At 70.3% G+C, this 26,346-nt stretch carries 25 protein-coding genes and 1 pseudogene; 12 read left to right on the top strand and 14 right to left on the bottom strand.

Going from position 1 to position 26,346, the window contains the following annotated elements; translation table 11 throughout:
- Positions 1–142 precede the first annotated feature (142 nt).
- Positions 143–514, bottom strand: a complete 372-nt coding sequence (locus tag FRCN3DRAFT_RS43495; RefSeq protein WP_232793979.1) for a PNPOx family protein — start codon at positions 512–514, stop codon at positions 143–145.
- Between FRCN3DRAFT_RS43495 and FRCN3DRAFT_RS0209000 the strand changes: the two genes are divergently transcribed.
- From FRCN3DRAFT_RS0209000 to FRCN3DRAFT_RS0208990, 3 genes are all read left to right on the top strand, one after another.
- Complete coding sequence (locus FRCN3DRAFT_RS0209000; RefSeq protein ID WP_232793978.1) at positions 504–3,059, top strand: WD40 repeat domain-containing serine/threonine protein kinase; 2,556 nt, start codon at positions 504–506, stop codon at positions 3,057–3,059. The two genes, FRCN3DRAFT_RS43495 and FRCN3DRAFT_RS0209000, sit on opposite strands and share 11 nt — an antisense overlap.
- A gap of 111 nt (positions 3,060–3,170) precedes the next feature.
- Positions 3,171–3,824 (top strand): ClpP family protease, encoded by a 654-nt coding sequence (locus FRCN3DRAFT_RS0208995; RefSeq protein ID WP_007512656.1) that lies wholly within the window; start codon positions 3,171–3,173, stop codon positions 3,822–3,824.
- Positions 3,821–4,408 carry a ClpP family protease gene (locus FRCN3DRAFT_RS0208990; RefSeq protein ID WP_007512657.1) on the top strand — a complete coding sequence of 196 codons (588 nt, stop codon included), beginning with the start codon at positions 3,821–3,823 and terminating at the stop codon, positions 4,406–4,408. Before FRCN3DRAFT_RS0208995 ends, FRCN3DRAFT_RS0208990 begins: the two co-directional genes overlap by 4 nt.
- Before the next feature lie 121 nt (positions 4,409–4,529).
- Here the strand turns inward: FRCN3DRAFT_RS0208990 and FRCN3DRAFT_RS0208985 are convergent, their stop codons facing one another.
- Positions 4,530–5,720, bottom strand: coding sequence for a cytochrome P450 (locus FRCN3DRAFT_RS0208985; RefSeq protein ID WP_007512658.1), 1,191 nt, complete (start codon positions 5,718–5,720; stop codon positions 4,530–4,532).
- 256 nt (positions 5,721–5,976) lie between these two features.
- Between FRCN3DRAFT_RS0208985 and FRCN3DRAFT_RS0208980 the strand changes: the two genes are divergently transcribed.
- The 4 genes from FRCN3DRAFT_RS0208980 to FRCN3DRAFT_RS0208965 all read left to right on the top strand — a co-directional run bounded on the left by FRCN3DRAFT_RS0208980 (position 5,977) and on the right by FRCN3DRAFT_RS0208965 (position 10,180).
- A complete protein-coding gene (locus FRCN3DRAFT_RS0208980; protein ID WP_007512660.1) occupies positions 5,977–6,651 on the top strand; it encodes a TetR/AcrR family transcriptional regulator in 675 nt (224 codons plus the stop codon).
- Positions 6,652–6,840: 189 nt separating this feature from the next.
- Positions 6,841–8,034 carry a PP2C family protein-serine/threonine phosphatase gene (locus tag FRCN3DRAFT_RS0208975; RefSeq protein ID WP_007512661.1) on the top strand — a complete coding sequence of 398 codons (1,194 nt, stop codon included), beginning with the start codon at positions 6,841–6,843 and terminating at the stop codon, positions 8,032–8,034.
- Positions 8,031–9,731, top strand: coding sequence for a sensor histidine kinase (locus tag FRCN3DRAFT_RS0208970; protein WP_007512662.1), 1,701 nt, complete (start codon positions 8,031–8,033; stop codon positions 9,729–9,731). Before FRCN3DRAFT_RS0208975 ends, FRCN3DRAFT_RS0208970 begins: the two co-directional genes overlap by 4 nt.
- A complete protein-coding gene (locus tag FRCN3DRAFT_RS0208965; RefSeq protein WP_007512663.1) occupies positions 9,728–10,180 on the top strand; it encodes a response regulator in 453 nt (150 codons plus the stop codon). The genes FRCN3DRAFT_RS0208970 and FRCN3DRAFT_RS0208965 overlap by 4 nt, the downstream gene beginning before the upstream one ends.
- 79 nt (positions 10,181–10,259) lie before the next feature.
- On the opposite strand, the gene FRCN3DRAFT_RS0208960 is transcribed toward FRCN3DRAFT_RS0208965, so the two are convergent.
- The 3 genes from FRCN3DRAFT_RS0208960 to FRCN3DRAFT_RS0208950 form a co-directional block, all read right to left on the bottom strand.
- Positions 10,260–10,796: a flavin reductase family protein gene (locus FRCN3DRAFT_RS0208960; protein WP_007512664.1), complete on the bottom strand. Its 537-nt coding sequence runs from the start codon at positions 10,794–10,796 to the stop codon at positions 10,260–10,262.
- Positions 10,797–11,151: 355 nt separating this feature from the next.
- The gene (locus FRCN3DRAFT_RS0208955; protein WP_007512665.1) at positions 11,152–11,427 is read right to left on the bottom strand and encodes a GlsB/YeaQ/YmgE family stress response membrane protein; all 276 of its coding nucleotides are present in this window, start codon (positions 11,425–11,427) and stop codon (positions 11,152–11,154) included.
- Between the two features lie 271 nt (positions 11,428–11,698).
- Complete coding sequence (locus tag FRCN3DRAFT_RS0208950) at positions 11,699–12,643, bottom strand: oxidoreductase (RefSeq protein WP_007512666.1); 945 nt, start codon at positions 12,641–12,643, stop codon at positions 11,699–11,701.
- Between the two features lie 1,104 nt (positions 12,644–13,747).
- Between FRCN3DRAFT_RS0208950 and FRCN3DRAFT_RS0208945 the strand changes: the two genes are divergently transcribed.
- Positions 13,748–14,770: a hypothetical protein gene (locus FRCN3DRAFT_RS0208945; protein ID WP_007512667.1), complete on the top strand. Its 1,023-nt coding sequence runs from the start codon at positions 13,748–13,750 to the stop codon at positions 14,768–14,770.
- An 8-nt stretch (positions 14,771–14,778) separates the two neighbouring features.
- Here FRCN3DRAFT_RS0208945 and FRCN3DRAFT_RS0208940 read toward each other — a convergent pair whose 3' ends face one another.
- The 3 genes from FRCN3DRAFT_RS0208940 to FRCN3DRAFT_RS0208930 all read right to left on the bottom strand — a co-directional run bounded on the left by FRCN3DRAFT_RS0208940 (position 14,779) and on the right by FRCN3DRAFT_RS0208930 (position 17,724).
- The gene (locus FRCN3DRAFT_RS0208940) at positions 14,779–15,936 is read right to left on the bottom strand and encodes an RNA polymerase sigma factor (protein ID WP_007512668.1); all 1,158 of its coding nucleotides are present in this window, start codon (positions 15,934–15,936) and stop codon (positions 14,779–14,781) included.
- 13 nt (positions 15,937–15,949) lie between these two features.
- Positions 15,950–16,357 (bottom strand): YciI family protein, encoded by a 408-nt coding sequence (locus FRCN3DRAFT_RS0208935; protein ID WP_007512669.1) that lies wholly within the window; start codon positions 16,355–16,357, stop codon positions 15,950–15,952.
- A gap of 353 nt (positions 16,358–16,710) precedes the next feature.
- Positions 16,711–17,724, bottom strand: coding sequence for a glycoside hydrolase family 113 protein (locus FRCN3DRAFT_RS0208930; RefSeq protein WP_007512670.1), 1,014 nt, complete (start codon positions 17,722–17,724; stop codon positions 16,711–16,713).
- A gap of 66 nt (positions 17,725–17,790) precedes the next feature.
- On the opposite strand from FRCN3DRAFT_RS0208930, the gene FRCN3DRAFT_RS0208925 reads away from it, so the two are divergent.
- Positions 17,791–18,372, top strand: coding sequence for a TetR/AcrR family transcriptional regulator (locus FRCN3DRAFT_RS0208925; RefSeq protein ID WP_007512671.1), 582 nt, complete (start codon positions 17,791–17,793; stop codon positions 18,370–18,372).
- A 110-nt stretch (positions 18,373–18,482) separates the two neighbouring features.
- Here FRCN3DRAFT_RS0208925 and FRCN3DRAFT_RS0208920 read toward each other — a convergent pair whose 3' ends face one another.
- Entirely contained in the window at positions 18,483–19,811 is a 1,329-nt protein-coding gene (locus FRCN3DRAFT_RS0208920; RefSeq protein ID WP_035924535.1) for an FAD-dependent oxidoreductase, read from the bottom strand.
- A 611-nt stretch (positions 19,812–20,422) separates the two neighbouring features.
- Here FRCN3DRAFT_RS0208920 and FRCN3DRAFT_RS43490 point away from each other — a divergent pair.
- On the top strand, positions 20,423–21,352 hold the full coding sequence (locus FRCN3DRAFT_RS43490; protein ID WP_131803367.1) for an alpha/beta fold hydrolase: 930 nt from the start codon (positions 20,423–20,425) through the stop codon (positions 21,350–21,352).
- A 109-nt stretch (positions 21,353–21,461) separates the two neighbouring features.
- The gene (locus FRCN3DRAFT_RS0208910; RefSeq protein ID WP_007512674.1) at positions 21,462–21,890 is read left to right on the top strand and encodes a hypothetical protein; all 429 of its coding nucleotides are present in this window, start codon (positions 21,462–21,464) and stop codon (positions 21,888–21,890) included.
- A gap of 280 nt (positions 21,891–22,170) precedes the next feature.
- Here the strand turns inward: FRCN3DRAFT_RS0208910 and FRCN3DRAFT_RS0208905 are convergent, their stop codons facing one another.
- Entirely contained in the window at positions 22,171–22,794 is a 624-nt protein-coding gene (locus tag FRCN3DRAFT_RS0208905; RefSeq protein WP_007512676.1) for an HD domain-containing protein, read from the bottom strand.
- Positions 22,795–23,006: 212 nt separating this feature from the next.
- Between FRCN3DRAFT_RS0208905 and FRCN3DRAFT_RS51205 the strand changes: the two are divergent.
- Positions 23,007–23,261, top strand: a pseudogene (locus FRCN3DRAFT_RS51205) (DDE-type integrase/transposase/recombinase); the annotation flags it as partial.
- A 174-nt stretch (positions 23,262–23,435) separates the two neighbouring features.
- On the opposite strand, the gene FRCN3DRAFT_RS0208895 reads toward FRCN3DRAFT_RS51205, so the two are convergent.
- The 4 genes from FRCN3DRAFT_RS0208895 to FRCN3DRAFT_RS0208880 all read right to left on the bottom strand — a co-directional run bounded on the left by FRCN3DRAFT_RS0208895 (position 23,436) and on the right by FRCN3DRAFT_RS0208880 (position 26,057).
- Entirely contained in the window at positions 23,436–24,317 is an 882-nt protein-coding gene (locus FRCN3DRAFT_RS0208895) for a DUF4232 domain-containing protein (RefSeq protein ID WP_007512678.1), read from the bottom strand.
- Between the two features lie 258 nt (positions 24,318–24,575).
- Positions 24,576–25,247 (bottom strand): SMI1/KNR4 family protein, encoded by a 672-nt coding sequence (locus FRCN3DRAFT_RS43485; RefSeq protein WP_007512679.1) that lies wholly within the window; start codon positions 25,245–25,247, stop codon positions 24,576–24,578.
- Positions 25,248–25,381: 134 nt separating this feature from the next.
- Positions 25,382–25,735, bottom strand: coding sequence for a S1 domain-containing protein (locus FRCN3DRAFT_RS0208885; RefSeq protein ID WP_007512680.1), 354 nt, complete (start codon positions 25,733–25,735; stop codon positions 25,382–25,384).
- Entirely contained in the window at positions 25,725–26,057 is a 333-nt protein-coding gene (locus FRCN3DRAFT_RS0208880; RefSeq protein ID WP_007512681.1) for an SDR family NAD(P)-dependent oxidoreductase, read from the bottom strand. Before FRCN3DRAFT_RS0208880 ends, FRCN3DRAFT_RS0208885 begins: the two co-directional genes overlap by 11 nt.
- Between the last annotated feature and the right edge of the window lie 289 nt (positions 26,058–26,346).

Here is a 26,346-nt window from a genome sequence, read left to right as displayed (position 1 = left end):
GGTTGGCACCCCTGTCGGGCGCCACTCACCCCGAGGACGAGACGAACCGCCGAGCCGTGAAACGGACTGGCAGTGACCCCCGTCACGGCGACCGTCAGGCCGCGGTTCGGCCGTCGCCGCGTTGACGGCTCGCCTCTGACGGCTACGCCTCGCCGGACGTGATCCCCGCCCCGGGCTCCGCGTCGCCAAGGGTGATGGCGATCGCGACGTCGCCGTAGGGGAAGGGCCCCTTGCCGAGGTGGCCAAGCGTGTTGAAGAACTTCGAGATCCCCACCATGACGCCGTACTTCGCCCGCACCTTGCGCTGGATCTCGTCGAATTCGGCACCGGCCGCCGCTATCTGGGCCGTCCCCGCCGCGAGGGGCGAACCGGCCTTGACGCGGCCACGGGCGTCCGACGGCTGGACGGTCACCCTTGGGCTGTTGCGCAGCCGCTTGTACTTGCCAGACGCGGACGACGTCCAGAAGCCGACCCGGCCATCCTCCAGCGGCACGATCCAGGTCGTGGTGGGCACGCCGGAGCCGTTCCTGCGAAAGGTCGTGACCGCCACGTACTTTTCGTCACTGAGCGCCATGCCCGCAGAGTGTAGAACTCCGCGCGCGCATCCAGTCGACACGTTGCGTCCACTCGCCGACCGCGCCGACCGCGCCGACCGCGCCGGTCGCGGTGCCCCGCGATCCGGTCTCTGGGCTACCCCGGACAGTTTCCGTGGGGGAACTTCCAACTGCGGTACGGTCCTGACGCCCCGAATCCGTCGCAGGTCATTGGGGGGTTGCGACGTGTCGGGGATCGTCAGTCGGGGGAGGCAAGGCGTGGTTGCGGTGCCTGGGCTGTCGCCGCTGGACGAGGACGACCCGACCACACTCGGCCCGTACGTTCTGCTCGGCCGACTGGGCGACGGCGGCATGGGCAGCGTCTATCTCGGCCGTCTCGCGGCTGACCCGTCCGGCACCGACTGGTCTGGCGAGCAGTCCCTGGTCGCCATCAAGGTGATCCGAGCGGACCTGGCGCGCATCGACGAGTTCCGGGCTCGTTTCGAGCGGGAGGCGCGCGCGGCTCAACGGGTCGCCCGGTTCTGCACCGCCGAGGTGATCGACGTCAACGCGGACGGCCGCCGTCCCTACCTGGTCACCGAATACGTCGATGGACCGACGCTGTCGGCGGCGGTCCGGGAGCGTGGCCCGCTGCGGCCGGCCGCCATTGAACGTCTCGCCGTCGCCGTCGCCAACGCGCTGACCGCGATCCATGCGGCGGGCGTCGTTCACCGGGACCTCAAGCCGGGCAACATCATTCTTTCGTCCAGCGGAGCCCGAGTCATCGACTTCGGTATCGCCCGGGCGCTCGACGCAACGACGGCGTTCACACAGTCCGTGATAGGCACGCCAGCGTTCATGGCACCCGAGCAGGCCCTGGGCGAGCCTGTGGCGGAGCCGGCCGACGTCCACGCCTGGGGCGCGGTCGTGTTGTTCGCCGCGACCGGGCGCAGCCCTTTCGGGGACGGGTCGATCCCGGTGCTCCTCCAGCGGGTCGCCACCGCCGCGCCGGATCTGACCGCGCTCCCTGGGTCGCTGCGTCCGATGGTCACCCGCGCGATGGCCAAGGACCCGGCCGAGCGTCCCTCCGCCCGCGACCTGCTCCTCGCTCTCGTCGAGGCAGGGCCCACGGAGCCACGGAACGTTCCGGCAGGTGGCGACGCCCGCCACTCCGCGTCGACCGACAGGCGCCCGGGCCCGCCGCGCGACGAGCTCGGGGCGACGCGCGCTGTCGACGTGGACGACTCCACGCCGACGGCCACGGCACTCACCCGCCTCGCGAACGGCGACGCACGGACGCCGGTACCCGCCCCGGCGCCAACCGTCCCGACCCGGGGCCGCCGACGCGGGCTGACGGCCCGCGGATGGATCGCCACGGCTGTCGCCCTGGCGCTTGCCGCCGCGACCACCGTCGTGGTGACCTATTCACTCGGCAAGGACGGTCCCGAGAAGAAGACAACCGCCAGCATTCTTACGGTCACGCCTCCGCAGCCGCTCGGAGGACCCCTGACCGGCCACACCGGCTTCGTGTGGTCGGTGGCTTTCTTTCCCGACAGCAAGAAACTCGCGACCGCGAGCACGGGCGGCGCCATCCGGATCTGGGACATCGGCGACCCGAGAAAGCCACGGCTTCTCAGTGGGCCCCTGACGAACAGCACGGACTCTTCTGTATCCATGGCACTGTCGCCCGACGGAAAGACTCTTGCCGCCACGACCGCGACCATCGAACCCAACCCCGACCCCGACGGCTACTCTTACTATCGCGACCGCGGCGTTCACTTCTGGAACGTCACCGATCCCGCCCGTCCCGCGTTCCTGGGAACACCGATAACGAGCGGCGACCAGCAGACAATCTCTCTGGCCTTCAGCCCCGATGGCACCCTGCTCGCCAGCGGACGCGGCAAGGGAAACACCAACGGAGGATCGAGTCTCTGGAACGTCATGGACCCAGCAGAACCGAAACAGCTAGGACCAGACCTGGCCATCCAGACGAACATTCTTTCGGTCGCCTTCTCCCCAGACGGGAAAACACTCGCGACCGGTGGCGGAGGCGCCAGGCTGGTATACCTGTGGGATATCACCGACCGGAGTCAGCCGAGGGAACTGGGAAAGCCCCTGACGGCGGTACACCTCGGATCCCTTCCGGTCGTCTTCTCGCCCGACGGGTCTCTTCTCGCCACCGGGGGCCTCGAAGGCAACGTGTACCTCTGGGACGTGACCGACCGTGACAGACCCTTTCGAGTCGGCCGTCCCCTGCTGCACCAGGTGTCCGACGCCCCGGATCGAGGGGCCTACTCGGAGGTGAAGTCCATCGCCTTCACGCCAGACGGCTCGGTGCTCGCCACGGTCGGCCCGGACGGCAACCTCCGGCTCTGGGATGTCACGGACGCCCGGGACCCGAAGCCCCTGGGCGCGCCAATCCGGGCGGGCACCGGCAACGTCCTGGCGGTGGCCATCTCTCCGGACGGGACGATCCTGGCCACCGCCGGGGACGACGCCACCGTCCGCCTGTGGCGTCTGCGCTGAGCGCTCAACGCGGGACCTTGGCCGTGCGCCTCGACGGGTCGTCTGCCGTCAGCAAATCTGCCGCGGGCAGACCGCGGGCTGATCGGCGCGACGATCTCGCAGAGTTGAGACATGAGTGGTGAAGCGAAGCCCCCGCTGTTTAACGACCGGATGCGACAGGACCTCTACGCGCAACGCGTCCTCGTGCTCGATGGGCCGTTGGATGATGACAACGGCACCCTGCTGGCCACGCAGCTGATCGCGCTGGCGACCGAGGACGCCGCGGCCGACATCGCGCTGTGGATCCACTCCCCCGGCGGGTCGGTGCCGTCGATGCTGGCCATCCGCGACGTCATGCGGCTCATCCCCTGCGACGTGTCCACCCTGGCGCTCGGCATCGCCTACAGCGCCGGCCAGTTCCTGCTGTCGTCCGGCGCCAGGGGAAAGCGGCGCGCCATGCCGCACGCCCGCGTGCTGATGCACCAGGGCTCGGCCGGGATCGCCGGCACGGCGGTCGACATCGAGCTGCAGGCGAACGACCTGCGCCATACCCGGGACACGGTGCTTCGGCTCATCGCCGAGGACACCGGCCAGGACATCGACCGGATCTTCGAGGACTCGCTGCACGACCGCTGGTACACCGCCCAGGAGGCCCTCGACTACGGCTTCGTCGACGCGATCGTGCAGGCCTTCGACGAGGTCGCGCCGCGCGGCCGCCGGCCCTTCGGGATCGGCCTGTCCGCCGACCGGACCACCGACCGGGCCGCCGACCGGGCCGCCCGATGAGCACCTACACGATCCCGAACGTCATCGCGCAGAGCCCGCGCGGCGATCGGATCATGGACGTCTACTCGCACCTGCTCACCGAGCGGATCATCTACCTCGGGACGGCCATCGACTCCGGCGTCGCGAACGCGCTGGTCGCGCAGCTGCTCTACCTGGAGGCGGACGCCCCCGACCGGGACATCCAGCTCTACATCAACTGCGAGGGCGGCGACCCGAGCGCGATGCTCGGCATCTACGACACCCTGCGCTTCATCCGGCCCAAGGTGGCGACGACCTGCGTGGGACAGGCCGTCGCGGTCGGCGCCGTCCTGCTGGCCGCGGGCGCCGAGGGCAAACGCGCCGCGCTCCCGCACGCGCGCGTCATCCTGCACCAACCGGCGGCGCAGGGCCGCGGCGCGATCCCCGACCTCATCCTCCAGGCCGACGAGGTCGTCCGCGTCCGGGCCGACATCGAGCACATCCTCGCCCGGCACACCGGGCAGAGCACCGCGACGCTGCGCGCCGACACGGACCACGACCGGGTCTTCACCGCGACCGCGGCCAAGGAGTACGGCCTCATCGACCAGGTGATCGAGCAACGGTAGGCCTCAGAACCCCGAGACGACCGCGGGCCGGGCCCCACGTCCCGACGCGGCCGGGCCCGCACCCGTCAGGCCCGGCCGCGTCGGCCGGCCCGGCCGACGCGGCCGACGCGGGTCCCGCCGGTCAGGCCCGCGAGCAGGTGACGACGGCGCCGCGCAGTTCGTAGCTCATGAGGCCGTCGCACCAGGTCATGTCCGGGGTGCGTTCGAGGCGGACGTCGGGCAGGCGCAGGAGCGCGTCCAGGAACACCCGGGTCTCGGCGATCGCGACCTGGGCACCGGGGCACCGGTGGCTGCCGTCGCCGAAGCTCATGTAGGAGCCGACCCCCCTCTGCCGGCTGGCCCGGTCGGGGTCGAGCGCGTGCGGGCAGGCGCCCACGGTCGCCTCGTCGACGTTGGCGGCCCGGATGTTGACCGCGAGCAGGTCTCCCGCCCGGACGGTGTCCTGCCCGAGGTCGGCGTCCTCGGTGGCGCGCCGGTGCAGCATGGCGGCCACGGGCTCGAGGCGGAGGATCTCCTCGAGGATCACGATCTGGTCGGCCTCGTCGCCGGCGGTGAAGCGGGCCCGCAGGGCGTCGTCGTCGAACAGGTGCCAGGCGGCCATCACGATGAACTCACGGGTGGTGACCATGCCGGCGACGGCGTAGGTCATGCACTCGATGAGGATCGCCTTGTCCGGATAGCCCTCGTCGATCAGATGCGAGATGACGTCCTCGCGCCGTTCCTCGCGGCGGGACCTGATCGCGGGACGCACGTCGCGGCCGAAGAACCGCATCGCGTGCACGGCGGTCACCGCCTTGGCGCCGAAGCGGATGGCGGGGTGCATGCCGCGCAGCCGGGTGCCGAGCAAGGTGGCCTGGATGCGTTTGGCCATCCCGGCCTGGTCGCTGTCCGTCAGGCCGACGATCTCCGCGGCCACGGCGACGGCCAGCTTGTAGCTGAGCTCGTCGAGCCGCCCTCTTCCGTCGGCCCGCAGCTGGGCGAGCAGCTCGTCGGTGGTGCGCTCCATGACCAGGCGGTGGCGGGAGCTGATGGCCTTCGGGGTGAAGAAGCGGGCGATCGCCGTCCGCCGGCTGCGATGGGTGTCGCCGTCGAGGAAGAAGACCGGGCAGAACTCGTCATCCGGGTTCATCTGGTCGGAGCTCGCGCCCGCCTGGCGCATCCGCGCGCTGCGCAGGATCGCGCGGCCTAACTGAAAGTCGCCGACGACCCGCGCCCCGGCGTCGGCGTGCACCCGCTGCGCCGCCAGTGCTGCCGACTTGCGGTCGTCGCGGGTCGGGTCCATCGGACGCGCGGGGAGCTCCGTAGCCGTCACAGCGGCCTCCAGACAGGGTTGAACCGGTGGTTGTCAGCCAACGACGGGCACAGCGTAAGCCATCTCGTGCAAGAAGTCTTGCACGAGATGGCCAGGGCGGCCGCCACGGCGAGGCGGGGTGCGAGGTGGGGTACGGGATGGGCTACGGGTGAAATGCCGGATGCCGGCGTGGCGAGGTGAGGCAGGGTCGACGTGGTGGTCGCCGTGGCGCGGCGACTAGGTTCGAGCCACACGACGTGCGCAGACGGGAGATCCGGTGGTGGTCGGCGGCTCCGGCGGCGGTCAGGCCTCCGGCGGGCCTGGAGACGTCGGCGGCCACTCGCCGCGGCCCCACTCCTACGAGAACTCGCAACGGTCCAGGCAGGCCGCGGCGACCCGGGAACGGATCGTCACCGCGGCCACCGACATCGTCCACGACCTGCCGAACTGGGACTGGCGAAGCCTCACGATCCGAGCCGTGGCCCAGCGGGCCGGCGTGAACGAAAGCACGGTCTACCGGCATTTCGCGACCGAGCGGAACCTTCGCGACACCGTCCTACGCCGGCTCGAGACGGAGGCCGGGGTCGAGCTGGAGCACCTCCGCCTCGACAACTTCGGTCAGACCATCGCGCAGACCTTCACCTACCTGGCGACGTTTCCCATCGACCGGCCGACCCTCGACGACCCGACGTTCGCCGCGCTCGACCAGCGCCGCCGCGACGCGCTCCGGGCCGCGCTGACCCAGGCGGCGGCCGACTGGACCGACAGCGAGCGCGAGATGGCCGCCGCGGCACTGGACGCCTACTGGAGCGTGTCGACGTTCGAACGTATGATCACGACCTGGAATCTTGATCCCGACGAGGCGACCCGCGCCGCCACCTGGGTCATCGGCCTCATAACCACCGCGGTACGAGAAGGACACAGCCCACGGCGGCCCGACACCGACTCGTGATCGTCCGTGCCCGGTGGACCGGCCGAGGGACGTACCCTTCTGCGAAGGCACGAACACACCAGCTCCGCCGCGTGCCATGCTGGCCTACCAGCCCGGGCCGGTAGGAATACTGGGTCGAAAGCTCCGATCGTTCCGGTATCCGGACAGATCCGGATGGAACACCGAGACCGAAAGGATCCCCGAACCGCCATGCAGAGCGTGGCAGAGCTGCCGGTACAGGCCGCGGCCGAGCCAGACGAGACCAGTTGGCCGGTCCTGCTCGTCGAGGATGACGACGGTGACGCCTTCCTCGTCGAGGAGCTCCTCGACGAGACGTCGGCCCCGGTCCAGCTGCTACGGGCCAGCAGCATCGCCGAGGCCCGCGCGATGGCCGCCGGAGCCCGCTGCGTCCTGCTCGACCTGGGCCTACCCGACAGCCACGGCCTGTCCGCGCTCGAAACCATGCGCCGCGTCGCCCCACGGGCCGCGATCGTCGTCCTGACCGGCCTCGCCGACGAACACCGCGGCGTCGAAGCACTCGCCGCCGGCGCCCAGGACTACCTCGTCAAAGGCGAGATCGACGGCAAGACCCTCGTCCGCGCCCTGCGCTACGCCATCGAACGACGCGACGCCGAGCAGGCCGCCCGCGCCCTGCACGAATCCGAACTACGCGCCGAGGAGAACTCCCGCCTCGAACGCGGCCTCCTGCCGACCCCACTCCTTCGCGACACCCGCCTCGGCCATCTCGCCCGCTACCGGCCAGGACGCCGCCAGGCGCTACTCGGCGGCGACTTCTACGACGTCGTCGAGACCCCCGACCACGTCGTCCACGTCCTGCTCGGCGACGTCTGCGGCCACGGCCCCGACGAAGCCGCCCTCGGCGTCAGCCTCCGCATCGCCTGGCGCACCCTCGTCCTGGCCGGCATCCCCGAACCCGACCGACTCGCCTACCTGCAGGACGTCCTCGTCAGCGAACGCACCAACGACGAACTGTTCGCCACCGTCTGCACCCTCGCCGTCGCACCAGACCGCACCTCCCTCGGCATGCGCCTCGCCGGCCACCCACCACCCGCCCTCATCCACCCACACCTCGCCGCGCTGCCCGACCACGAGGTCGGCCCGGCTCTCGGGGTGCTCGACGACGTGGCCAGCGAACTGGTCACCGTCCCGCTGCCGGCCGGTTGGGAACTGCTCCTGGTCACCGACGGCCTGCTGGAGGGACGCGACGGCCCCACCGGCGAACGACTCGGCTGGGACGGCGTCCTCGCCGAGATCACCACCGTCAACCCACCACCCGGCGACGACAGCCTCCCCGACGTCCTCATCGACCACATCGAACGACGCAACGGCGGACCACTCACCGACGACGTCGCGCTACTCCTCCTGAGAGGCCCGACCCCATGACGGAGGTGGCTAGTACCGCGACGGCGAGTCCTCCCCCGGAGAACGCTCCCACGCCGGACCAGGCTGGCACGCCGGACCTGGTCGGACCCGGCCGGGGCGAGCGGCTCCGGGCGAGGGCCCGATCGTGGCCGCTGCGACGCCGGCTGACGGCGGCGCTCACCGTGGCATCGATCGTCCTGCTTACCGGCGTCGGCCTGATCACGGCCAGCCTGGTCCAGCTGGAGCGGTCGATCCACGAGCGGACCGACATCCTCTCGCCGGCACGGACCCGGGCCGCCCAGGTCATGACCAGCCTGGTCAACCAGGAGACCGGCCTGCGCGGCTTCATCCTCACCGGCAAGGCCGCCTCACTCAAGCCGTATGACGACGGCGGCCGAGACCTGGACACCCACCTCACCCGGCTCGACCAGGTCGTCGGCGGCCGGCCCGGCCTCGCCGACGACCTCGGCGCGCTGCGGGCCCGGATCGCCGACTGGCACCGGCTGTACGCCGACCCGGTGGTGGCGGCGGCCCGGCGCGGCGACGTGGCCACCGCTCGTTCCGTCGACCCGGAGACCGCCGGCAGGCCGGTGTTCGACAAGATCCGAGTCGCCGACGACCGCCTCGACGCCGACCTGACGGCCCAGGCGGTGGCCGCCCGCGACCGGGTGTCGGCCACGTTGCGCCAGCTCGTCGTGATCCTGATCATCGTCGGGGTCGCCTTCGCGGCCCTGATGGCGGGCATCGGCCGCGCGCTGCGGGTCTGGGTGACCGGGCCGCTCGGGCGGATCGGCCAGGACGCTCGCACCGTCGCCGGCGGGAAGCTCGACCACGCGGTGGCCCCGGTCGGCCCGCCGGACATCGCCGAGCTGGCCGATCACGTCGAGAACATGCGGCTACAGCTCGTCCACGAACTGGGCACGGTCTGGGAGGCCGCGGCCAAGCTGGAGGAGCAGGCCGACGCGCTACGCCGCTCCAACCGAGACCTCGAGCAGTTCGCCTACGTCGCCTCCCATGACCTGCAGGAACCGCTGCGCAAGGTGGCCAGCTTCTGCCAGCTGCTGGAGCGGCGGTACGGCGACCAGCTCGACGAGCGCGGCCAGCAGTACATCGACTTCGCGGTCGACGGCGCCAAGCGGATGCAGAAGCTCATCAACGACCTGCTGGCGTTCTCCCGGGTCGGGCGGACCACCGACGCGTTCGTGCCGGTCGACCTCGGCGAGGTGCTGGCCAGGGCCAAGCTGTCGCTGGGCACGTCGATCGAGGCGTCCGAGGCCGAGATCACCTCCGACGAGCTGCCGACCGTCACCGGAGACCCGACGCTGCTCGCGGCCGTGTTCCAGAACCTGATCGGCAACGCGATCAAGTTCCAGGGGCCGGACACGCCCCAGATCCACATCGGCGTCACCGAACAGGGCGACACCTGGGAGCTGTCCTGTTCCGACAACGGCATCGGCATCGAGGCCGACTACGCCGAAAAAATCTTCGTCATCTTTCAGCGGCTGCACCGGCGGGAAACCTACGAGGGAACCGGCATCGGCCTGGCGCTCGTGCGGAAGATCATCGAGTTTCACGGTGGGACGATCTGGTTGGATACGGGTAGGGACTCCGGCACGACCTTCCGCTGGACTCTTCCCAGGAGCGAGGCGGGTGTGTCCACCCCGCAGATCGCCGGCACCATGGCGCCTCCGATCGCCGCACACGAAGGAGCAGCGTGACGAACCCGCTTCCCGAACCCGTCGTACCGATCGAGGTTCTCCTCGTCGAAGACGACCCAGGCGACGTGCTGATGACCCGGGAGGCATTCGCGGACTACAAGGTCAAGAACAACCTGCACGTCGTCGGCGACGGCGTGGAGGCGCTGCACTTCCTGCGTGGTGAGGGTGAGTACACCGGCAGCCCCCGGCCCGACCTGATCCTGCTCGACCTGAACCTTCCGCTCAAGGACGGCCGCCAGGTGCTGGCCGAGGTCAAGTCGGACGACAAGCTGCGGCGCATTCCGGTGGTCGTGCTGACCACGTCCGAGGCCGAGGAGGACGTGCTGCGCAGCTACGACCTGCACGCCAACGCCTACATCACCAAGCCCGTCGACTTCGAGCGGTTCGTCGACGTCGTCCGGCACATCGACGACTTCTTCGTCAGCGTGGTCCGTCTCCCCGGCCACTGACCACCGACGGGGCCGGCCGCCCGGGCCCGGCTGGCGGGCAACGGGGCCGGCGGACACCGGGTGGCGTGCTGGCTGGCGGTCAGCCAGCCGCGCGGCCGGCCCGCTCGGTCGGCGGGGCGGGGCGCTCGGTGTTGTCATGGCCGGGCGCGATGTCCAGCGCCTGGGACAGGCGCAACGGGGTGAACGGCTCGGGCGCGGAAGCGGCGACAGGCTCGAGGGTGAAGCACACGTGGTCCCCGCCGTCGTCCAGGGCGCACAGCCGCCGGCCCACCAGCCGGTTGGGAAGGTCGGTCAGCAGGGGAACACCGCCGGGGCCAGCAAGCACCGACCGGCCGGCGAACTTGTCGGTGTCGTCGCCGCTGACCGATCCGAAAGCTTCCGCCGTCGCATGGTCGTCCGCGGCGAGGAAATGCAGCCCAAAATGCGTCGAGCGCAGTGCGACCCGGTAGGTGTGGTTCGCCTTCGACAGCCACACACAATACCGGGGTGGCGTGATGCTCGACTGGGCGTGGAAGCCGACCAGACAGCCTGCACGTTCTCCATCGGAGGCGGCGGTCACGAGGATCATCGCCGAGTTCGCGCTTTTCACCAGGACGCTCAGCTCGTCGTCGGCCATCGCCAACACTTCCCTCCCTGACGGCGCCGGATTCTGTCGCGCCATTCCAGTCCTACCAGATCCGCCGTCCGACGCGCCTTTCCGTGGCCGGCCGATCCGTCGCGAGCGCCGTCCACGTTCGACCCTTCCTCGGGCCATCTGACGCTGGCAACACTGACTTCACGAAGGCTTGCCTGACGTCGCGAAGGCTTGCCGGGAGCTGAACATGGCGACGGGCGGCCGGGGCACCGTGGAGGCTGCTCCGGCCGCCCGTGTCGGGCGGACACCGTCATGAACGGTGGCCTAGCTCGGCCAGCTCACTCGCCGATCCGAATCGTTCTCGGGCCGACGGTGGCAGGTCATCGCGCGAGCGCCATTAGCGCAGAACGCGACGGTGGGTAGCGGCCCGGTAGACCATCAGGGCGACGATCGCACCGATGATCGACCCAATGATGCCGGACGGCTGCAGCGCGCCCTCGCTTAGGTCCTTGCCGAAGATGAGGTATCCCAGGAATCCGCCGATAAACGAACCGACGATTCCGAGGAGAATGGTCGCGCCGATACCCATCGGGTCGCGGCCAGGCAGGAGAACTCGCGCGACCGCGCCGGCGATGAGACCGAGAACGATCCAAGTGACGATGGTCCAGAGCACGGTTTCCTCCAGGGAGACGGAGCCTTTTCGACGATCACCCGTCGTGTATCGAGAGCTTTACCCCACCCACCACGCGTCCCAAACAAAGCAGTTTTCGGATGCGTCTATCGGGGCTGGTCAGAAGCCTCTCCCGATGTGGGCGCGCGCCCTCGTCGTCACCAAGAGGAATCGTAGCGTTACTTATTGTAGTCATTTCGAGGCGTCATCCGACGCGGCGGGCGCCGTCATGGCGCGACCGTGCGGATGAACGGACCGATCAGAGCCGGACGGATCAGAGCGGGTAGGTCACCGCTGTCAGCTGTTCCGAGAGCTCCCACAGCCGCGCGGCGGTCTCGGGGTCGCGCGACGCGGCGTTGGACGAGACGAGGACCGGGCGTCCGGTCATCTTCAGCAGCCCGGACGGGCCGTAGTACTGGCCGCCCTCCGAGGCCGGATCCGTCGCCGCGCGCATGATGGGCAGAGCGCCCTTGTGCGCGGAGTGCACGATCGGGTTGGGGACGTGGTCCACCACCCGCTTGAACTTCCGCCGCATCGGGCTGTCGCCGCCGAAGCCCCCGGCGTCGGTGTTCGCGCCGCCGGGATGCGCCGCGAGGGACCGGGCCGCCACGCCCGCCTTCTCCAGCCGGCGCTGCAGCTCGTAGGAGAAGAGCAGGTTCGCGAGCTTCGACCGGCCGTAGCCCCGCAGCGGCTTGTAGCCCCGGGTGAAGGCGAGGTCGTCGAAGTCGAGCTTCCCCATCCGGTGCCCGTTGCTGCCGACCGTCACGACCCGGCCCGCCTCGGCGGCCAGGACGGAGTTCAGCAGCAGGCCGGTGAAGGCGAAATGGCCGAGGTGGTTGATCCCGAAGTGCTGCTCGAAGCCGTCCTCCGTCTGCCCGTGGGGCAGCATGATCACGCCGGCGTTGTTGATGAGCAGGTCGATGACGGGACGCTCGGCCACCAGCGCGTCGGCGGCCTTGCGGACCGAGGCGAGCGAGTTGAGGTCCATCTCCAGCGTGGAGACGTCCGCCTCGGGGGTGACGGCGCGAATGCGGTCCAGGGCGTCCCGCGCCTTGGACGGGTTGCGACACGCCATCACGACCGTCGCGCCCCGCTCGGCGAACGTCTTGGCGGCCTCGAAACCGATCCCCGAGTTTGCGCCGGTGATGACGACCGTTCGCCCACTCAGGTCAGGAACATCGTCCGCGTTCCAGCGTCGCCGCCCTGACGCAGCCACCATGACGGCCTCCACGATCCATGAGCACAAGGTCCGCGGGCTGTCCGCCGCGCTTGCCAACCGACGCCCGCGGCCTCACCCAAGCGCCGCGCTGCTCCACCGGGCGACCTCGGACAGTTGGCGCAGGCCCGGGCCAGTGGAACAGTCGGCCGCTTCCATGACGATGCGGACATTCGACACAACTATAGGGCGCGGCCGCCGGGCCGCAAACTGCCCGGCGGCCGCGCCGGAGTCGAGACCGTCGCGGGAGAGAAGTGAAGGCGGGCAGGGGCCCGCGGGCGTGCTGCCCAGACGGCGCTGGCGACGTCGGCCGATGCGACAGCCGGGCGTCTCGACCAGAAGGTGACGTGAGGCGCCGCCCGGCCCGGCTGCCCGCCAGGCGGTCAAGGCAGCCCAGGTCGCGGTAGCGGGTGGTCGCCCTTCGCCGTCGACGGGAGCCGTCACCCACCGCCGGCGTACCGCCGCGGATCGGCGCACCGCAGCGGATCGGCGCAACCGCCTGACCCAATGTCGGATTCGAGAACCCGCTCCGGACCGTGGCGACGAAATCCGACCGACCGGTTCGATATTTGGAGCGGATGCGACGGCACCCTACGACCGTCGCCCCGGGGAACCTGCGCACAGGGCGCCACAACGTTGTCCCGGAGTCCTGGTTGTGCGACCTTGCCGCGCATCAGACCGCCTAGTTACCTGGCGATGCAGCGTTCCCCGGCCGTCCGGGGGACGCCAGCCAGGCAAGCAGGGGAAAGATGACGAGAGAACGCGCGGGGAGCTATGGGCTTGCGAGACCCGATCCACATCGTCCGGGGTGGACCGATCCGAACCGGACCAGTCGGTCCGAGTACGCCGAACGTCATCGCCATGGCTTCTGATCATTGCCAGCGCAACGAAGCCGGCGGTCAGGCGCCCGACATCCCCGCATCTGCGGCACTTGGGTCGTATCATTCGCAGCTACCGGGGCGGGGGGTCGGGGAACCCGCCGGTAGGCCCATCCCCCCGCCCGACGCGCTGGCGGCGCGCACGCGAGGGGACCGGAGAGAGGACCCGCGTAGTGCCGCGAACCCATCCTTCCGCAAGCATCCCGGTCCCAGCCCGGACGGTGTGTGGGTGAGCCTCGTGGGAGCACGCCCCAAAGGGCCACGCCCGGATCTGAAGGATGGGCCCCAGAAGACCCTCCTGACCCGCCTGAACGAACTCAACAATCCATATCGGGTCAGCTACGAAATGGTCGCCCGGCAGCTCTGGCCGGACCAGGGGCCACCCAAGATCCACCGTTCCCGGACGCGGGATCTGAGCCGTCAGTTCCGCGGCGAGAAGGCCATCGAATGGCGGGTCGTCGAGATCTTCGTCAACCTGCTGTTCGCCGAGACCGACCCGGCGCTGGCCACCGAGTCCGCGCTTCTGCGCGACCTGCACGCGCAGGCGTTCGAGACGACCGTCGACCCCGACGGCGCTCCCTCCCCTGAGCCCGAGCCCGAGCCCATCGACCCGGCCTACGTGGCCGACCTGGAACGCCAGTTGGCGGAGGCCCGAACCCGCGCTTCCTTCGCCACCGCGCTGCTCGTGATCGTGCAGGCGGAGAACACGGAGCTGCGCGGCCGCGGCTCGTCCTTCGACTGGTTCAACCAGCCGTCCCGCCTGGGCGGCGCCGGGACCTCAACCCCCGCCTCGGCTTCGGGTTCGGCTTCGGAGGCTGGTTCCCGCTCGCGCACCGGCAGGCGGGCCGCCGCGAAGCCGGCCGCGGCGGCCACCGCGGCCGACCCAGCCACCGGACGTCCCGCCGGCGGCCGTACCGCGGACACCCGGTCCGACACCGACGCCCCCCGGCCCATCGACCCGGCCACCACGCCCATCCGGCGCCAGGGCTACCGCGCCGGGCAGCGCCGCCGCCCTGGTACGGGCAGGTCGGCCCTGGCCGACGCCTTCCCGCCTGGCGCCCGCACGCCGACCTACCCCGCCCCCGCCGCCACGCCGCCAGCCCCCCCGTCGACGGTGGCCGCCCTTGCCCGAAGCCGCTCGGCGTCGAGCTCCCTGCGCCGCGCCCCGGCGCCCCCGGACCCGATCACCGACGACCCGGGTCTGGATGTCCTGGTCAGCCGCGAAAAACGCCGCCGCGGCAAGAACTCCTAGCGCGACCGTCAGCGACGCCGGCGGGTGTTGAGCCGGGCGGCCTGACGCGTCAGGTGATCGCGTTCGGCCAGGTTGGGGGCCTTTTGCGCAGCCTCGGCGTACAGCCGTGCGGCCGTCGCCAGGTCGCCGTCGCGCTCGTGGAGGTAGGCCGCCACCGCGGCGTGCCGGGGCAGTGAGTCGTTCAGCGTCGCGAGCGCCGCCAGCCCGGCGCGCGGTCCGTCGGCCTCCCCGACGGCCACCGCGCGGTTGAGCCGGACGACCGGGCTGTCGGTCAGGCGGGCGAGCTCGTCGTACCACTCGACGATCTGCACCCAGTCGGTCTCCTCGGCGGCGCGCGCGTCGGCGTGCAGTGCCGCGATGGCGGCCTGGGCCTGGAACTCGCCCAGCCGGTCCCGGGCGAGGGCCGCCTGCAGGATCACGACGCCATCGGCGATCATCGCGGTGTCCCACCGGCCGCGGTCCTGCTCGGCGAGTGGCACCAGGCTGCCGTCGGGCGCGGTCCGGGAGGCGCGCCGGGCATGGTGGAGCAGCATGAGGGCGAGCAGCCCCGCCACCTCGGGGTGGTCGATCGCCGCCGCGAGCTGCCGGGTGAGCCGGATGGACTCGGCGGCGAGGTCGACGTCACCGGAGTAGCCCTCGTTGAAGACCAGGTAGAGGACGCGCAGCACGGTCGCGACGTCGCCGGGCTGGTCGAACCGCACGCCGGCGACGGTGCGCTTGGCGCGGCTGATGCGCTGCGCCATGGTCGCCTCGGGTACCAGGTAGGCCTGGGCTATCTGGCGGGTGGTCAGCCCGCCGACGGCGCGCAGCGTGAGCGCGACCGCGGACGACGGCGTCAACGAGGGGTGGGCGCACAGGAAGTAGAGCTGGAGCGTGTCGTCCACCGCGGGCGCGGGCCCGGGCGCCGGTTCCTCGTCGACGAGGTCCTCACGCCGGCGGCGGGCGGCGTCCGCCCGCGTCGCGTCGAGGAACCGGTGCCAGGCCACGGTGACCAGCCAGCCCTTCGGGTCCCGCGGCGGGTCGGCCGGCCAGACCCGGACCGCCTGGACCAGCGCGTCCTGCACGGCGTCCTCGGCCGCCGCGAAGTCGGCTCCGCGGCGGACGAGGATCGCGAGCACACTCGGCGTGAGACTCCGGAGCAGGGCCTCGTGCAGCTGAGAGGTCACCGTGCGCCCGAGGTCACTCTGTGATGGTGGGCGGGGCGGTCAGGAACGGCCGCAGCTCCAGCCACTCGTGGATCGGCTTCCCATCCGCCCCGGGCGCGGCCGACAGCTCACCGGCCAGCTCGACGGCGCGCTCGTAGCTGTCGACGTCGATCACCATCCAGCCGGCGATGAGATCCTTGGTCTCCGCGAACGGGCCGTCGGTGACCGGCGGCCGCCCCTCACCGTCGTACCGGACGAACGTCCCCTCGGGGGCAAGCGCCTGACCGTCGACGAACTCGCCGGTCCCCTCGAGCCGCGCCGCGAAGTCGTTCATGTACTGCACGTGCGCCGAGATCTCCGCCGGCGTCCACCGCTCCATGGGCACGTCGTTGACCGCGGCCGGAGCGCCCCGGTAGTGCTTGAGCAGCAGGTACTTGGCCATCATGTTCTCCTTGGTGCTGGTGCGACCGGTTCCGGTCACGTTCACCGCGGGGACGGAGCCAGTCACCGGTTCTCGACATCGCCGTCCGAGAATCTGTCCCGACCAGACGACCGGCGAGCAGGCGAGCAGGCGAGCAGGCGAGCAGGCGACTGAACCAGGGGAGGCTTCGCCTTCGTGACTGTACGTGTGGTCTACGCGCGGCCTGGTGGGCGTAGCCGCTGCCGAGCCACGACCACCAGAGGGCGCAGTCGGCGATCATGCGGACCGCTGACCTTGGCGGTCGCAATGGTGTCGCGGTAGTAAAGACGAGCGGTCGCGACGAATCCTGGGACCGTCGAATCCTGGGACACGGCCTAGGCGGCCGACCGGCTCTGCGCGCGCGAACGGCCGTACGCGGCGAGGGCGTGGAAGGCGGCCTTCGGCGTCCACGAGCCGTCCGGCAGCACCCGCACGATTCCGCGTGCGGCCAGGTCGTAGTCGCGCTCCGAGTCCTCGGTGGTTGGCAGGTGCCGGTTCGCGAAGGTGTACACGAACGCCGCCTCCACGCCGCCGGCCTCATAGTCACGCAGCAGGTCCATGAGGTAGCGGGCCTGACCTTCCTCGTCACGCACCAGCCCCGCGGCGAGCGTCGCGGCGTAGCCGTGCTCGTCGTAGGTCACCGGCTCCGGCGCGCCCGCGACGTCGGCCGCGCCGCGGAACGTGCAGCAGCCGAACTCGGTCGCGGCGTACGGCTTGCCCTGCCCCACCGCCGCCGCCAGGGTCTGTGGGAACGTCGCGGCGTTGGTCGCGTCGCGGTAGCCGGCGTCGCTGGCGATGATGTCGAACGCCGTCCAGTCCACCGCCTCCAGCGGGATCGAGGCGTACGCGACGGGGCCGCCGAACCGTTCCCGCACCGCGGGCACCGCCGCCGCGAGGAAGTCGCGCACCGCGGCGCGCGCGGTCGGGACCGCCGCCCGCATCCGCATCGGATCGGTCAGCAGCGCCATGCGCTCGGCCAGGTCGCGGCCGGGCAGGAGGCCTTCGGTGAACATGGCGATCTCGGAGCCTGTGAGGTACACGACCGAGGCCCCGCTGCGCCGTAGCCGTTCGGCCCGCTCGGCACCGTCGAGCACGAACGCCATGAGCCCGGCGCTGTCGAGGCCGTTGGTGAACGGGCAGTACCACACCTCGAGCCCGGCCTCGGCGGCGAACCGCGCGGCCAGCTCGAGTCGATCCTGGATCCCGCCGGTGATGCGCACCGCGTCGCAGTGCAGCTCGTCACGGATGACGCGCAGGTCGCGCCGCACGGTCTCGGGATCGAACGGCTCGTGGGTCGTCGACCCGGCGCTCACGAAGCCGGTGTCGTAGTTCATGCCGAAGACGCGCATCGGGGGCTCCCTCGCTCATAAGGCACTTCACGTACCCTATAAGGTACTTCCAGTACCCTGCACGGCATGAGCACGAGGCGCCGGGGCGAGGAGCTCGAACGGGCGATCCTGCACGCGGCGGCGGAGGAACTGCGAGAGTCCGGCTACGCGGGGATGACCATGGACCGGGTCGCCGCCCGGGCCGGGACCAACAAGAACGCGATCTACCGCCGGTGGCCGCATCGGGCGGCGCTGGGCATCGCGGCGTACCGCCACCTGTCCGAAGCCGTGATGCCGAACCCGGACACGGGCACCCTGCGCGGCGACGCGCTGGAGATGATGCGGCGGGCGAACGAGACCTGGTCCTCGCCATACGGAGTGGTCCTGCGCGGCCTGCTCGCCGCCGCGGCCGACGACCCGGAGCTGCTCGCCCTCATGCGCGAGCGGTCCGGCGCGGACGCCATGGACCGGGCGTGGCTGGCAATGCTGGAACGGGCCGCGCGCCGGGGCGAGGCGCCGGCGGCGGCCGCGCACCCCCGGGTCGCGGCCACGCCCATGATGCTGCTGCGCGCCGAGTACGTGATGCGCGGAATCCCCTTGGTCCCCGACGAGGTGCTGGTCGAGATCGTGGACGAGGTCTTCCTGCCACTCGTGCGAGGCCGCGGCTGAAGGAGGCACCGGCCAGGACGGCCGCTACGGGAGAGATTCGGCGGACTTGACGGGCGATCAGCCTCACTACCGCACTGCCCGTGCGATCGAGGTGGGTGCGCCCTGCCGCCTCAGTGGACCTGGCTCGGCCGCCGGCGCGGCTGGGTCAGGACGCGGGCGACGCGGTCCGGGCGCAGCAGCGCCTCCGGCCAGTCCAGGAGCCCGGCGACGCGTAGGAACGCGGTCGCCAGGCCGGGGTCGCGCTCGGCGGCGGCGTGGAATCGGGGGAGGTAGGCGTTGATGAGCCGCACCTTCGGGGTGCGGTCGCCGTCGACGGCGGGAAACGCCAGGTCGCCGCCGGTGGCGATGTCCCAGGGCACGTCGACGATGCCGGCGATGGTCTTGAAGTACTGGCGCCAGGACGGCCGCTTCGGCTGCGCTACCAGCCTGCCCAGGGCGACCGCCTCGAGCCCGGCCACCGTCATCCCCTGCCCGTAGAACGGATTGAACGAGCAGATCGCGTCCCCGATCAGCAGCAGCCCGTCCGGAAAACGGCGCAGCCGTTCGTAACGGTGCCGGACGCTCGCCGGGTAGCGGAAGGCGACCGGGTCCTCCAACGGTTCGCCGTCCCGAATGGCCCGGTGAATGTCATCGAGCGGCAGCCCGGCGACGAACTCGAGAAAAGCATCGGCGTCGGTCGGCGGCGCGTCGCCCAGCATTCCGACGAGCGTCACGAGATGGCGCCCGTCCTCCTGCGCGACGACCGTGGCGGCGCGTGGGTATTCCGGCGTCCAGCTCTGCAGAATGAGCTGGTCGGTACCCAGAGCACCAGCCCGCAGGCGGTAGGAGCGCGAGGCGTAGCCGATTTTCATCTGGACCTCGTCAACAGGTGGTCGGTCGTAGCCGAGGTCGGACAGCCAGCGCGGCGTGCGCGAGCCCCGGCCGGTGGCGTCGAGGACCAGGTCCGCGGGCAGCGTCCGGACCTGGCCGCCGGATTCGCGGACCGAGACGCCGACGACGGTCCGCCGGTCGGCGCTGGTCACCGGCGCGACGACGTCCAGCCGGTCGGCGAACACGACGTTCGGCAGCGCCCGCACCCGTTCCCGGACATGGCTTTCCAGCATGGGACGGCTGGCGAACAGGATCCGCTGGCCGGTGCCGGCCTGCTTGAGCCGGTGGCCGGACAGGATCCAGCGCGCGTCCGCGGACAGGTCCCCGGTCGGCGCGCCGGCCGCGACGAGCTCGGCGCTCAGGCCGGGGAACAGCGCGTCCATGACCTGGCCGCCCCGGGCCAGCAGGGCGTGGGCGTGCCGGCCCTGCGGCACGCCGCGCCGGTGGGCCGGGCCGTGCGGAAGTTCGTCGCGCTCGACGAGCGTCACAGTTTCGTATGCGTCGGACAAAGCCCGGGCGCCAAGCAGGCCGGCAATGCTCGCGCCGAGGACGACCGCGTGGGCACGCATCTGATTCACGTCGCTTTTACCTGTCCTCAACACGGTGAAGAAACATCGTGATTACGGGGGTAGACTTGACGACGCGGCAGGTACTGGCGATTCACCGGTTACGGTAACGAATCGCCCGGGCCTGGGCAGGGGAAACAACGAAATTCGCGACGGTGGCGCACGGCACACAGGCACCGCCGGGGCATCCGGGCCGAACAGGCCCTTGGCCGCGGGCAGCCACAACGTCCACGACGGCGCGAAGAGGGCATGGCCGAAACTGATCATCTGGGCGGAGCACAGCCGTTTCAGACCGTGCGGCCAGGCCTTCAACCGACCATGATCGGCCTCGCTCGCGCGATCTGATCACCGGGCCGGCGGCAGCCCCGCATGCGCCGGCTGCTCACGACGCAACAGATCTGCTCGCCTGCCCGGACGGTGATATTCCCCCCAACGGGGGTATGCGTCCAGACGCTGACCTGCCATCACCCCAGGTTCCTGACCGGTCGCTGGACAGCGCGTTGACAACAGGTTGCCCGCGGATCACGGGACACGGAAGAGGCGGCGCGATGCGAGTGCTCCCGGTGAAATCGGCTGGCCGCGATGACGGTGCTCCCGCGCACCCGCTCGTGGGCATGTTTCGAATATGGTTCGCCCTGTCCGTGATCGTCCTGCTGGCCTGGGCGGCCACGCGGCCGGCCGTGCGATCGTTGTTCGTCGCCCCTGAGCAGGACGCGCCGGCGGGTCCCGTGGAGGCGGACTACTCGTCGGATGGCCGCTACGCCACGACGACCCAGGCCGTGGAGAACCCCGCTGGCACCGCGCGCTACCAGCTCTTCCGTCCGGCCGACTACTCGAGGCTCGGGTTCCTGAGCCCGATCGTCACCTGGGGAGTCGGGACTGGCGGGAACCCCGCCCAGTACTCGGAGCTGCTCGACCATCTCGCGTCGTACGGGTTCACGGTGATCGTCCCGGGCCAGCGCAACACCGGCAGCGGCGACGAGATGGCGGCGGCGGTGCGTTACCTGATCGCCCAGGCCGGGACCGCCGGAAGCGTCTTCCATGACCGCCTGGACGTGGGCAGGGTGGCCGCGGCCGGCCATTCTCAGGGCGCCGGCGGCGCGGTCCGGGCGGCCATCAACAACCCGACGTTGATCGACACAGTCGTGACCTTCTCACTGCCCAGCAAGACCTGGGCCGCGGCCAACGCGGACTGCCCGACGAAGAGCGACTGCATGTTCGACCTGACCCAGCTCCGCCAGCCGGCATTCCTCGTCGGAACGCACGGGGCCTTCGACTCGGTCATCGCCAGCGCCGCGACCGAGCGGACCTTCTACAACCAGGTGCCGGGCCGCGCCGTACTCGGCCTCATCGAGAGCTCCGGCGGGAAGGTGGCCGACCACAACTCGGTCCAGGACCGCGACGGGTCCCGTGGCTTCCTCGGTTATGTCACCGCGTGGCTGTGCGCCGAGCTGCGCGGCGACCCGGTGGCAGTCGCCGCGTTCGACGGCACCCGTCCCGAACTCGTCGGCAACGCCAACTGGCCCGGCAGCGCCGCCAGGTGAAAGGATCTTGCCTCGCGGCACGGTCGCGCAAGGGCGACCGTTGGCACGTGCCTTCACCGTGTCGGACATCATGGCCGCTATGCCGCGCGTACGACGGTCACCGGGAACGGTGACCTTCCTGGACGTCCTTCGCCACCTGCTCCGCCCGCCCGCCCCAGACGCCGTGAACAAGCTCATCGACGAAATGGAGGCGGGCGGGCTCGTCACGCGGCCCATCGCGGTCGTTTGTTTCCTGCGCGGCACGGTCGGCTCCCTCCCGCGACGTTGGCAACAGGGCATTCTGACGCTCGACGGCCACACGCTCAGCTGGACCCGCTACTTCGCAGTACGACGAGACAGGACACGACTTCCGTCGGGGCTGGACGTCGAGCAGGTGCGCGCCGTCACCGGCACCGAACGGCTCCACATCAAGGAAGAACTATTCCGCATCATCGTCTGCTACACCGGGCCAGGTCGCGTCGACCTAGGCGTACCGACCATCGACGTGCCGCTCGTACGGCGCGCTATACAACGCGACAAGCAAGCACTCAATCCGTAGTTTAATTTGGATCTTCCATCGACATCCATGGACGGCTGTGCGGCACATTGTCCGCCGACGTCTGCTCACGTCCACTGGTGTAGGTCACGGGCCGGCTGACGCCCGCCGGGGTCCATGAACGTCCGCCGTCGTTCGCGGGCCAGCCCTACGCGGGCGCCATCCATGATCACCCGTCTGCGGTCCGGTTCGCCAAGACTCGACCGTTCGCCAGCTCTGTGGTGAAGCCCAGGAGGTCAGGTCATGAGGCAAGAGCCGTGTCCAGAAACTCCCACCGCGCGTGTCACTGGGTACCCGCGTCCAGGCCGTCGACAGCCAAATGACCGAAAGCGTCGCTCCAGGCCGCATACCACTGGCGGAACCACGGATGGGACTGCGCGAGCGGGACGACAGAGCGCACCGTCTCCTGGTAGTACGAACGACGTTTCTCCGGCCGAGGATGTGTGTCCAGCCGCTGCACGTTGCTCAGCCGGTCCGCCAGCTTCACCAACAGTGCATCATCCGGAGCGCTAAGCAACCGCGTCAGATATGCCGCCCGCACCTCCTCACGTGTCTGGCCCTCCGACGGTGCGGGCTTGGTCACCCAGTCGACCAAGCCCGCGACGCGGTCACCGAAGCCCGCGCGCACAGCCTCCAGCGAGCACTCCGTGTCCTCGACCACGTCGTGGAGCACGGCCGCGCGCAACACGTCGATGTCAGTCGTTCCGATCGCCTCCACCAACACACACACGACCTCAAGCAGATGCTCGACATAAGGCTCACCCGCCGGCCGAGTCTGGTCCGCGTGCCACCGAACAGCGAAGGCGACCGCATCATCCAGCGAGGCTAGATCCTGTTCCGCGACGCGCCTGGCCAATCGCCCACGCACGGACGGCCAACCGGCCGCCGCCTCGAACACCTGCAACATGCCCCGATCTCCCTTCACGTGCCACAGCGACCGACAAGCAGGGCGCCCTCGCACACGATCACATCAGGACACTACTAGTGATTCACGACATGCCCGTGCCTTTTGAAAGCTGGGTCTGATCAGGGCAAGCCGGACGGCGGCGTACGGCTGGGGTCCGACTGCTGCGACCGGAACTCGCGGCTCACACGAGATCCCGCAGGCTACCGGCCGCCGAATTGGAGCAGCTGCCCGCCGCGCCCCATGTCGACGTCCGGTATGCGAACAACAAGGTCGAAGCTGATCACGGCCGGCTGAAAGCCCGGCTGCGGCCGATGCGCGGGCTCAAACGCCTCCGCTGCGCCCAGGTCATCGGATCCGGGCACACCTTCGTCCAAAACGTCCGCCGCGGCCACTACGAACGTGCCACCGACGCCGAACCCCATCGCCGGCTCGCGCAAGCGTTCACCGAGCTCGCTCGGACCCTCTGACCAGGGCAGCAACCAGCATTCGCCATGCTTCACCTCGGCCGAACGCAACAGCGCCATTCCCAGGACCCTGGTCACCGCGCGGCTGCCGTTCATCACGAACGACCACAGCTCGTCGATTGGAAACGGGTTTGTAGCCGAGGAGGAAATCCAGGTGGCAATGCCGAAGCCGGGGCCCTACGTCGGCGTGCGCGTCCAGGCGCGGACGGCGAGTTTCCCGGTGGTGCCGATGTCGAGGTGGAGCGTCAGGGTCACCGGATCGGCACCGGGCTGGGCTCGCACCCTGACGTAGGTGACTCTGCCGGCGGCGCTGCGCCACAGGAGGCTCGAGAAGGCGCTCTCGCCGGGTTTCAGGACTAGCGGATGGGCTGGCTCGTCGAATTCCCCGCCCGGGAGGATGATGCCGCCGCTCCCGTGCAGGATCTGGACACCTTCGACGAGTGACCGGTCGGTGTCCAGCGGTTCCAGGAGCGGGTAGCCGTCGAGTGAGTAGTCGCGCGTCCCGCAGTTCTCCAGGCGTAGACCCCGTATGTGCAGCCCGGTCGCGGATGTGCCGCCCTCGAGAGTGAGGCGGAGGCCGGAGGGCGGGCACTCGCCGGGCTCGGGCGGCGCCTCGGCGGCAGGCACCTTGGTCACCTCGCCGACCCTGACGCGGGTCACCGGGCACGCTCTGGGGTCCAGCGCCCCCAGTTGGACCGTGCCGCGCACGGTCGCGCCGGGACCGACCGATCGCACGGTCACGTATCTGCTGCCCCCGCCCTCGCCGGTCTTCGTGAGGAAGTCGAACAGGATCGTGTATGTGAACGCCTCGGCGCCGTCGTTGGTGACCTCGTAGGTGGCCGAGATCGGGGGGCCGTTGGTGGGAAGGGGGGCGGGGTAGGCGTCGGGGCACGGGGGGAGCCTGCCCGAGAAGACGGTCTTCGAGGTGATCCGGACGCCATCCACGGGCGGGACGGTGACGGAGGTCCGGGCCACGGTCGGGCCCCCGAACACGGATCCGCATGCCGTGAGCAGCAGAAGTACGGAGAGGGCCGGAAGAAGGGCGGCAGCTCTGCGCATCCGATCATCCCATCAGGGGTAGGAGCGCCAGCTACCACCGACGCCCGGTACGCAGGTCCGCGCCAGGTTTCGACGGCAGCGACCATACACAGAGACGATCAATCGGGTTCCACCCACGAATACACGACAGTTGAATACACGACTCCGCCAGCCTCCCGAGTGCGACGGCCGCCGCGGCGACAACGCCGAGGAACCTGCCAGTGCCGCCGGCTGACGACGCCTGCGACCCGCGATCCATGGAGGTCTGCGACCCCTCCGTCATTCTCGATACGGATCCGACCTCGGTGCCCCGAACGCGTCCAACCGGGCGTTATGCGGCGGCGAGTCAGGCCATGTGAACGTGTTTTCCCACTCCAGCCCGCCGTCGACGACCCGAGGGCGGTAGTCGCCCACGTCACCGCCGGCCTCTACCGCGTCCGCGAACTGGGTCAGCATCGCGGCCAGCGACGGCCACCGGGCCATGCTGGACGCACCCTCCTTGTCATGTACGCCGACCGGCCCTTCGCCGCCGTCCCGCTGGTCGGTGAACAGACAGCCGGCCCAGACCGCGTCCGCGAACGGCACCCAGGACGGGTGCCACCACCAGCCGACCTGGTCGGTGCCCGTCTTCTCCTCGCTGCTCAGGACAATCTCGGTCAGCATCTGGCCGTGGCGCACGATGTCGGCAAGGGGTAGCAGCCGATAGTTGCCGGGCAGGAACTTCGCCCGCAGCACGTATGCGCCGTCCTTCTTCCAGTCGTCGACGCCGTCGTGCAGGCCGAGCAGCGTGACAAGGCTCGGAGGAAACGCCACACCAAGCGCACGCTCCGCCTCAGCGATCGCCGACCTCTCCGCCGGCGGGTTCAGCTGCCCGTGGCTGACGGGCGCGTGCTCGGCGAGCCAGCGCTCGATCCGTGACCAGGAGCGGGCTACCAGGGAAGCGTCATCCACGACGACATTGTCGATCGTTCGCCGAGCCGCAAACGCGGCGGCCGTCGGCTCGACAGGCTCAGCGCGCCTGGTAGGCGGCGGCTAGTTTGCCGGCTTTCCCGGCATGCGATCGGTCTCGCCGGAGCGCTGTGATGTCAGGTCGAACCCGAGTCGTCATCCCAGCTGATTGTGAGGGTGCTCCTGAAGCCGCCCTCACCCCGGCTGGTGATCAGTGGTTCGACGGGTTGCTGTCCCGCCGGCCAGGTACGCACGGCGCGGTAGGGATACCCGTCCTGGCCAGGCGTCTCCCAGTCCAGCTCGACCTGCTCTCCGGCCCGCAGGCCGCGGTAGCCAGCGATCAACAGGTGGCTGAAGTGGATCCAGCAACCACCGGGAGTCTCCAGCGAGTCGATGACTCCCCAGCCGTCCTCGTTCGACCACTCCCGAACAGTGCCGCGAGATGTGGCGTCGCTCGTGCCTCCACGTCGGGCCAGTCCGTCAACAAGCACCGTCGTGCCGCCTGGCTTGACGCAGGCGGCCGAGTTCTGGAACCCAGGCTCGGGGATAGCGCTCAAGGGAGTGGCGGGCCCCAAGTCCGCGCGGACCTGCGCGACGGGCCGCGGTGACCTGGGCACGGTTGGAGACGTCGACGACGTAGCCGTGGACGGCGTCGCCATGCTTCTGCATGCGCGCGACTTCGGTGTCGAGCAGCTCGGCCTGGACGTCGAAGACCGCGACCTTGGTTCCCCGGGCCGCGAGTGCCTCGGTGATCGCGAGTCCCAGGCCTGACGCCCCGCCGGTCACGATCGCGGTGGTCCCCTCGAAGGGCATGCGTGTCCGTCCTTCCGTCGGTGGAGGGTGCCTTGACAGTGCCCGAGTGTGGCGCGCATCATGCTATTAATCAATCGATTGATTTACTCGAGTGAGGGTGCTGACCGCCTGGCGTCCGGTGCTGGCGTGGCACGGACGGGGCTCCCGCGATCGCCCACCGTCGGACGCCCGCCACCTCGGCGCGTTCGCGTCACGGTGGACAGACCCTCCTCAGTGCCTCCGACGGCATGCCACCGGCCCCCTGCGCGTCCCGTGCGCGCGGAGGCCTCCGACCCACTGTTTCGCCCTG

The organism is Pseudofrankia saprophytica (assembly GCF_000235425.2).
Lineage (GTDB): Bacteria > Actinomycetota > Actinomycetes > Frankiales > Frankiaceae > Pseudofrankia > Pseudofrankia saprophytica.
Note: the sequence above shows the minus strand (reverse complement) of the source record. Positions and strands in the feature narration are given on the sequence as shown.

What these genes read in the sequence shown, in the direction of transcription:
- FRCN3DRAFT_RS0208960 (WP_007512664.1), bottom strand. Translation starts at nt 10,796, where the DNA reads ATGGCCGACGACGAGCTGAGCGTCCTGGTGAAAAGCGCGAACTCGGCG.
- FRCN3DRAFT_RS0208950 (WP_007512666.1), bottom strand. Translation starts at nt 12,643, where the DNA reads ATGGTGGCTGCGTCAGGGCGGCGACGCTGGAACGCGGACGATGTTCCT.
- FRCN3DRAFT_RS0208925 (WP_007512671.1), top strand. Translation starts at nt 17,791, where the DNA reads ATGAGCACGAGGCGCCGGGGCGAGGAGCTCGAACGGGCGATCCTGCAC.
- FRCN3DRAFT_RS0208880 (WP_007512681.1), bottom strand. Translation starts at nt 26,057, where the DNA reads ATGCCCTTCGAGGGGACCACCGCGATCGTGACCGGCGGGGCGTCAGGC.
- FRCN3DRAFT_RS43490 (WP_131803367.1), top strand. Translation starts at nt 20,423, where the DNA reads ATGTTTCGAATATGGTTCGCCCTGTCCGTGATCGTCCTGCTGGCCTGG.
- FRCN3DRAFT_RS0208920 (WP_035924535.1), bottom strand. Translation starts at nt 19,811, where the DNA reads ATGCGTGCCCACGCGGTCGTCCTCGGCGCGAGCATTGCCGGCCTGCTT.
- FRCN3DRAFT_RS0208975 (WP_007512661.1), top strand. Translation starts at nt 6,841, where the DNA reads ATGCAGAGCGTGGCAGAGCTGCCGGTACAGGCCGCGGCCGAGCCAGAC.
- FRCN3DRAFT_RS0208990 (WP_007512657.1), top strand. Translation starts at nt 3,821, where the DNA reads ATGAGCACCTACACGATCCCGAACGTCATCGCGCAGAGCCCGCGCGGC.
- FRCN3DRAFT_RS0208970 (WP_007512662.1), top strand. Translation starts at nt 8,031, where the DNA reads ATGACGGAGGTGGCTAGTACCGCGACGGCGAGTCCTCCCCCGGAGAAC.
- FRCN3DRAFT_RS0208930 (WP_007512670.1), bottom strand. Translation starts at nt 17,724, where the DNA reads ATGCGCGTCTTCGGCATGAACTACGACACCGGCTTCGTGAGCGCCGGG.
- FRCN3DRAFT_RS0208935 (WP_007512669.1), bottom strand. Translation starts at nt 16,357, where the DNA reads ATGGCCAAGTACCTGCTGCTCAAGCACTACCGGGGCGCTCCGGCCGCG.
- FRCN3DRAFT_RS0208905 (WP_007512676.1), bottom strand. Translation starts at nt 22,794, where the DNA reads ATGTTGCAGGTGTTCGAGGCGGCGGCCGGTTGGCCGTCCGTGCGTGGG.
- FRCN3DRAFT_RS0208995 (WP_007512656.1), top strand. Translation starts at nt 3,171, where the DNA reads ATGAGTGGTGAAGCGAAGCCCCCGCTGTTTAACGACCGGATGCGACAG.
- FRCN3DRAFT_RS0208895 (WP_007512678.1), bottom strand. Translation starts at nt 24,317, where the DNA reads ATGCGCAGAGCTGCCGCCCTTCTTCCGGCCCTCTCCGTACTTCTGCTG.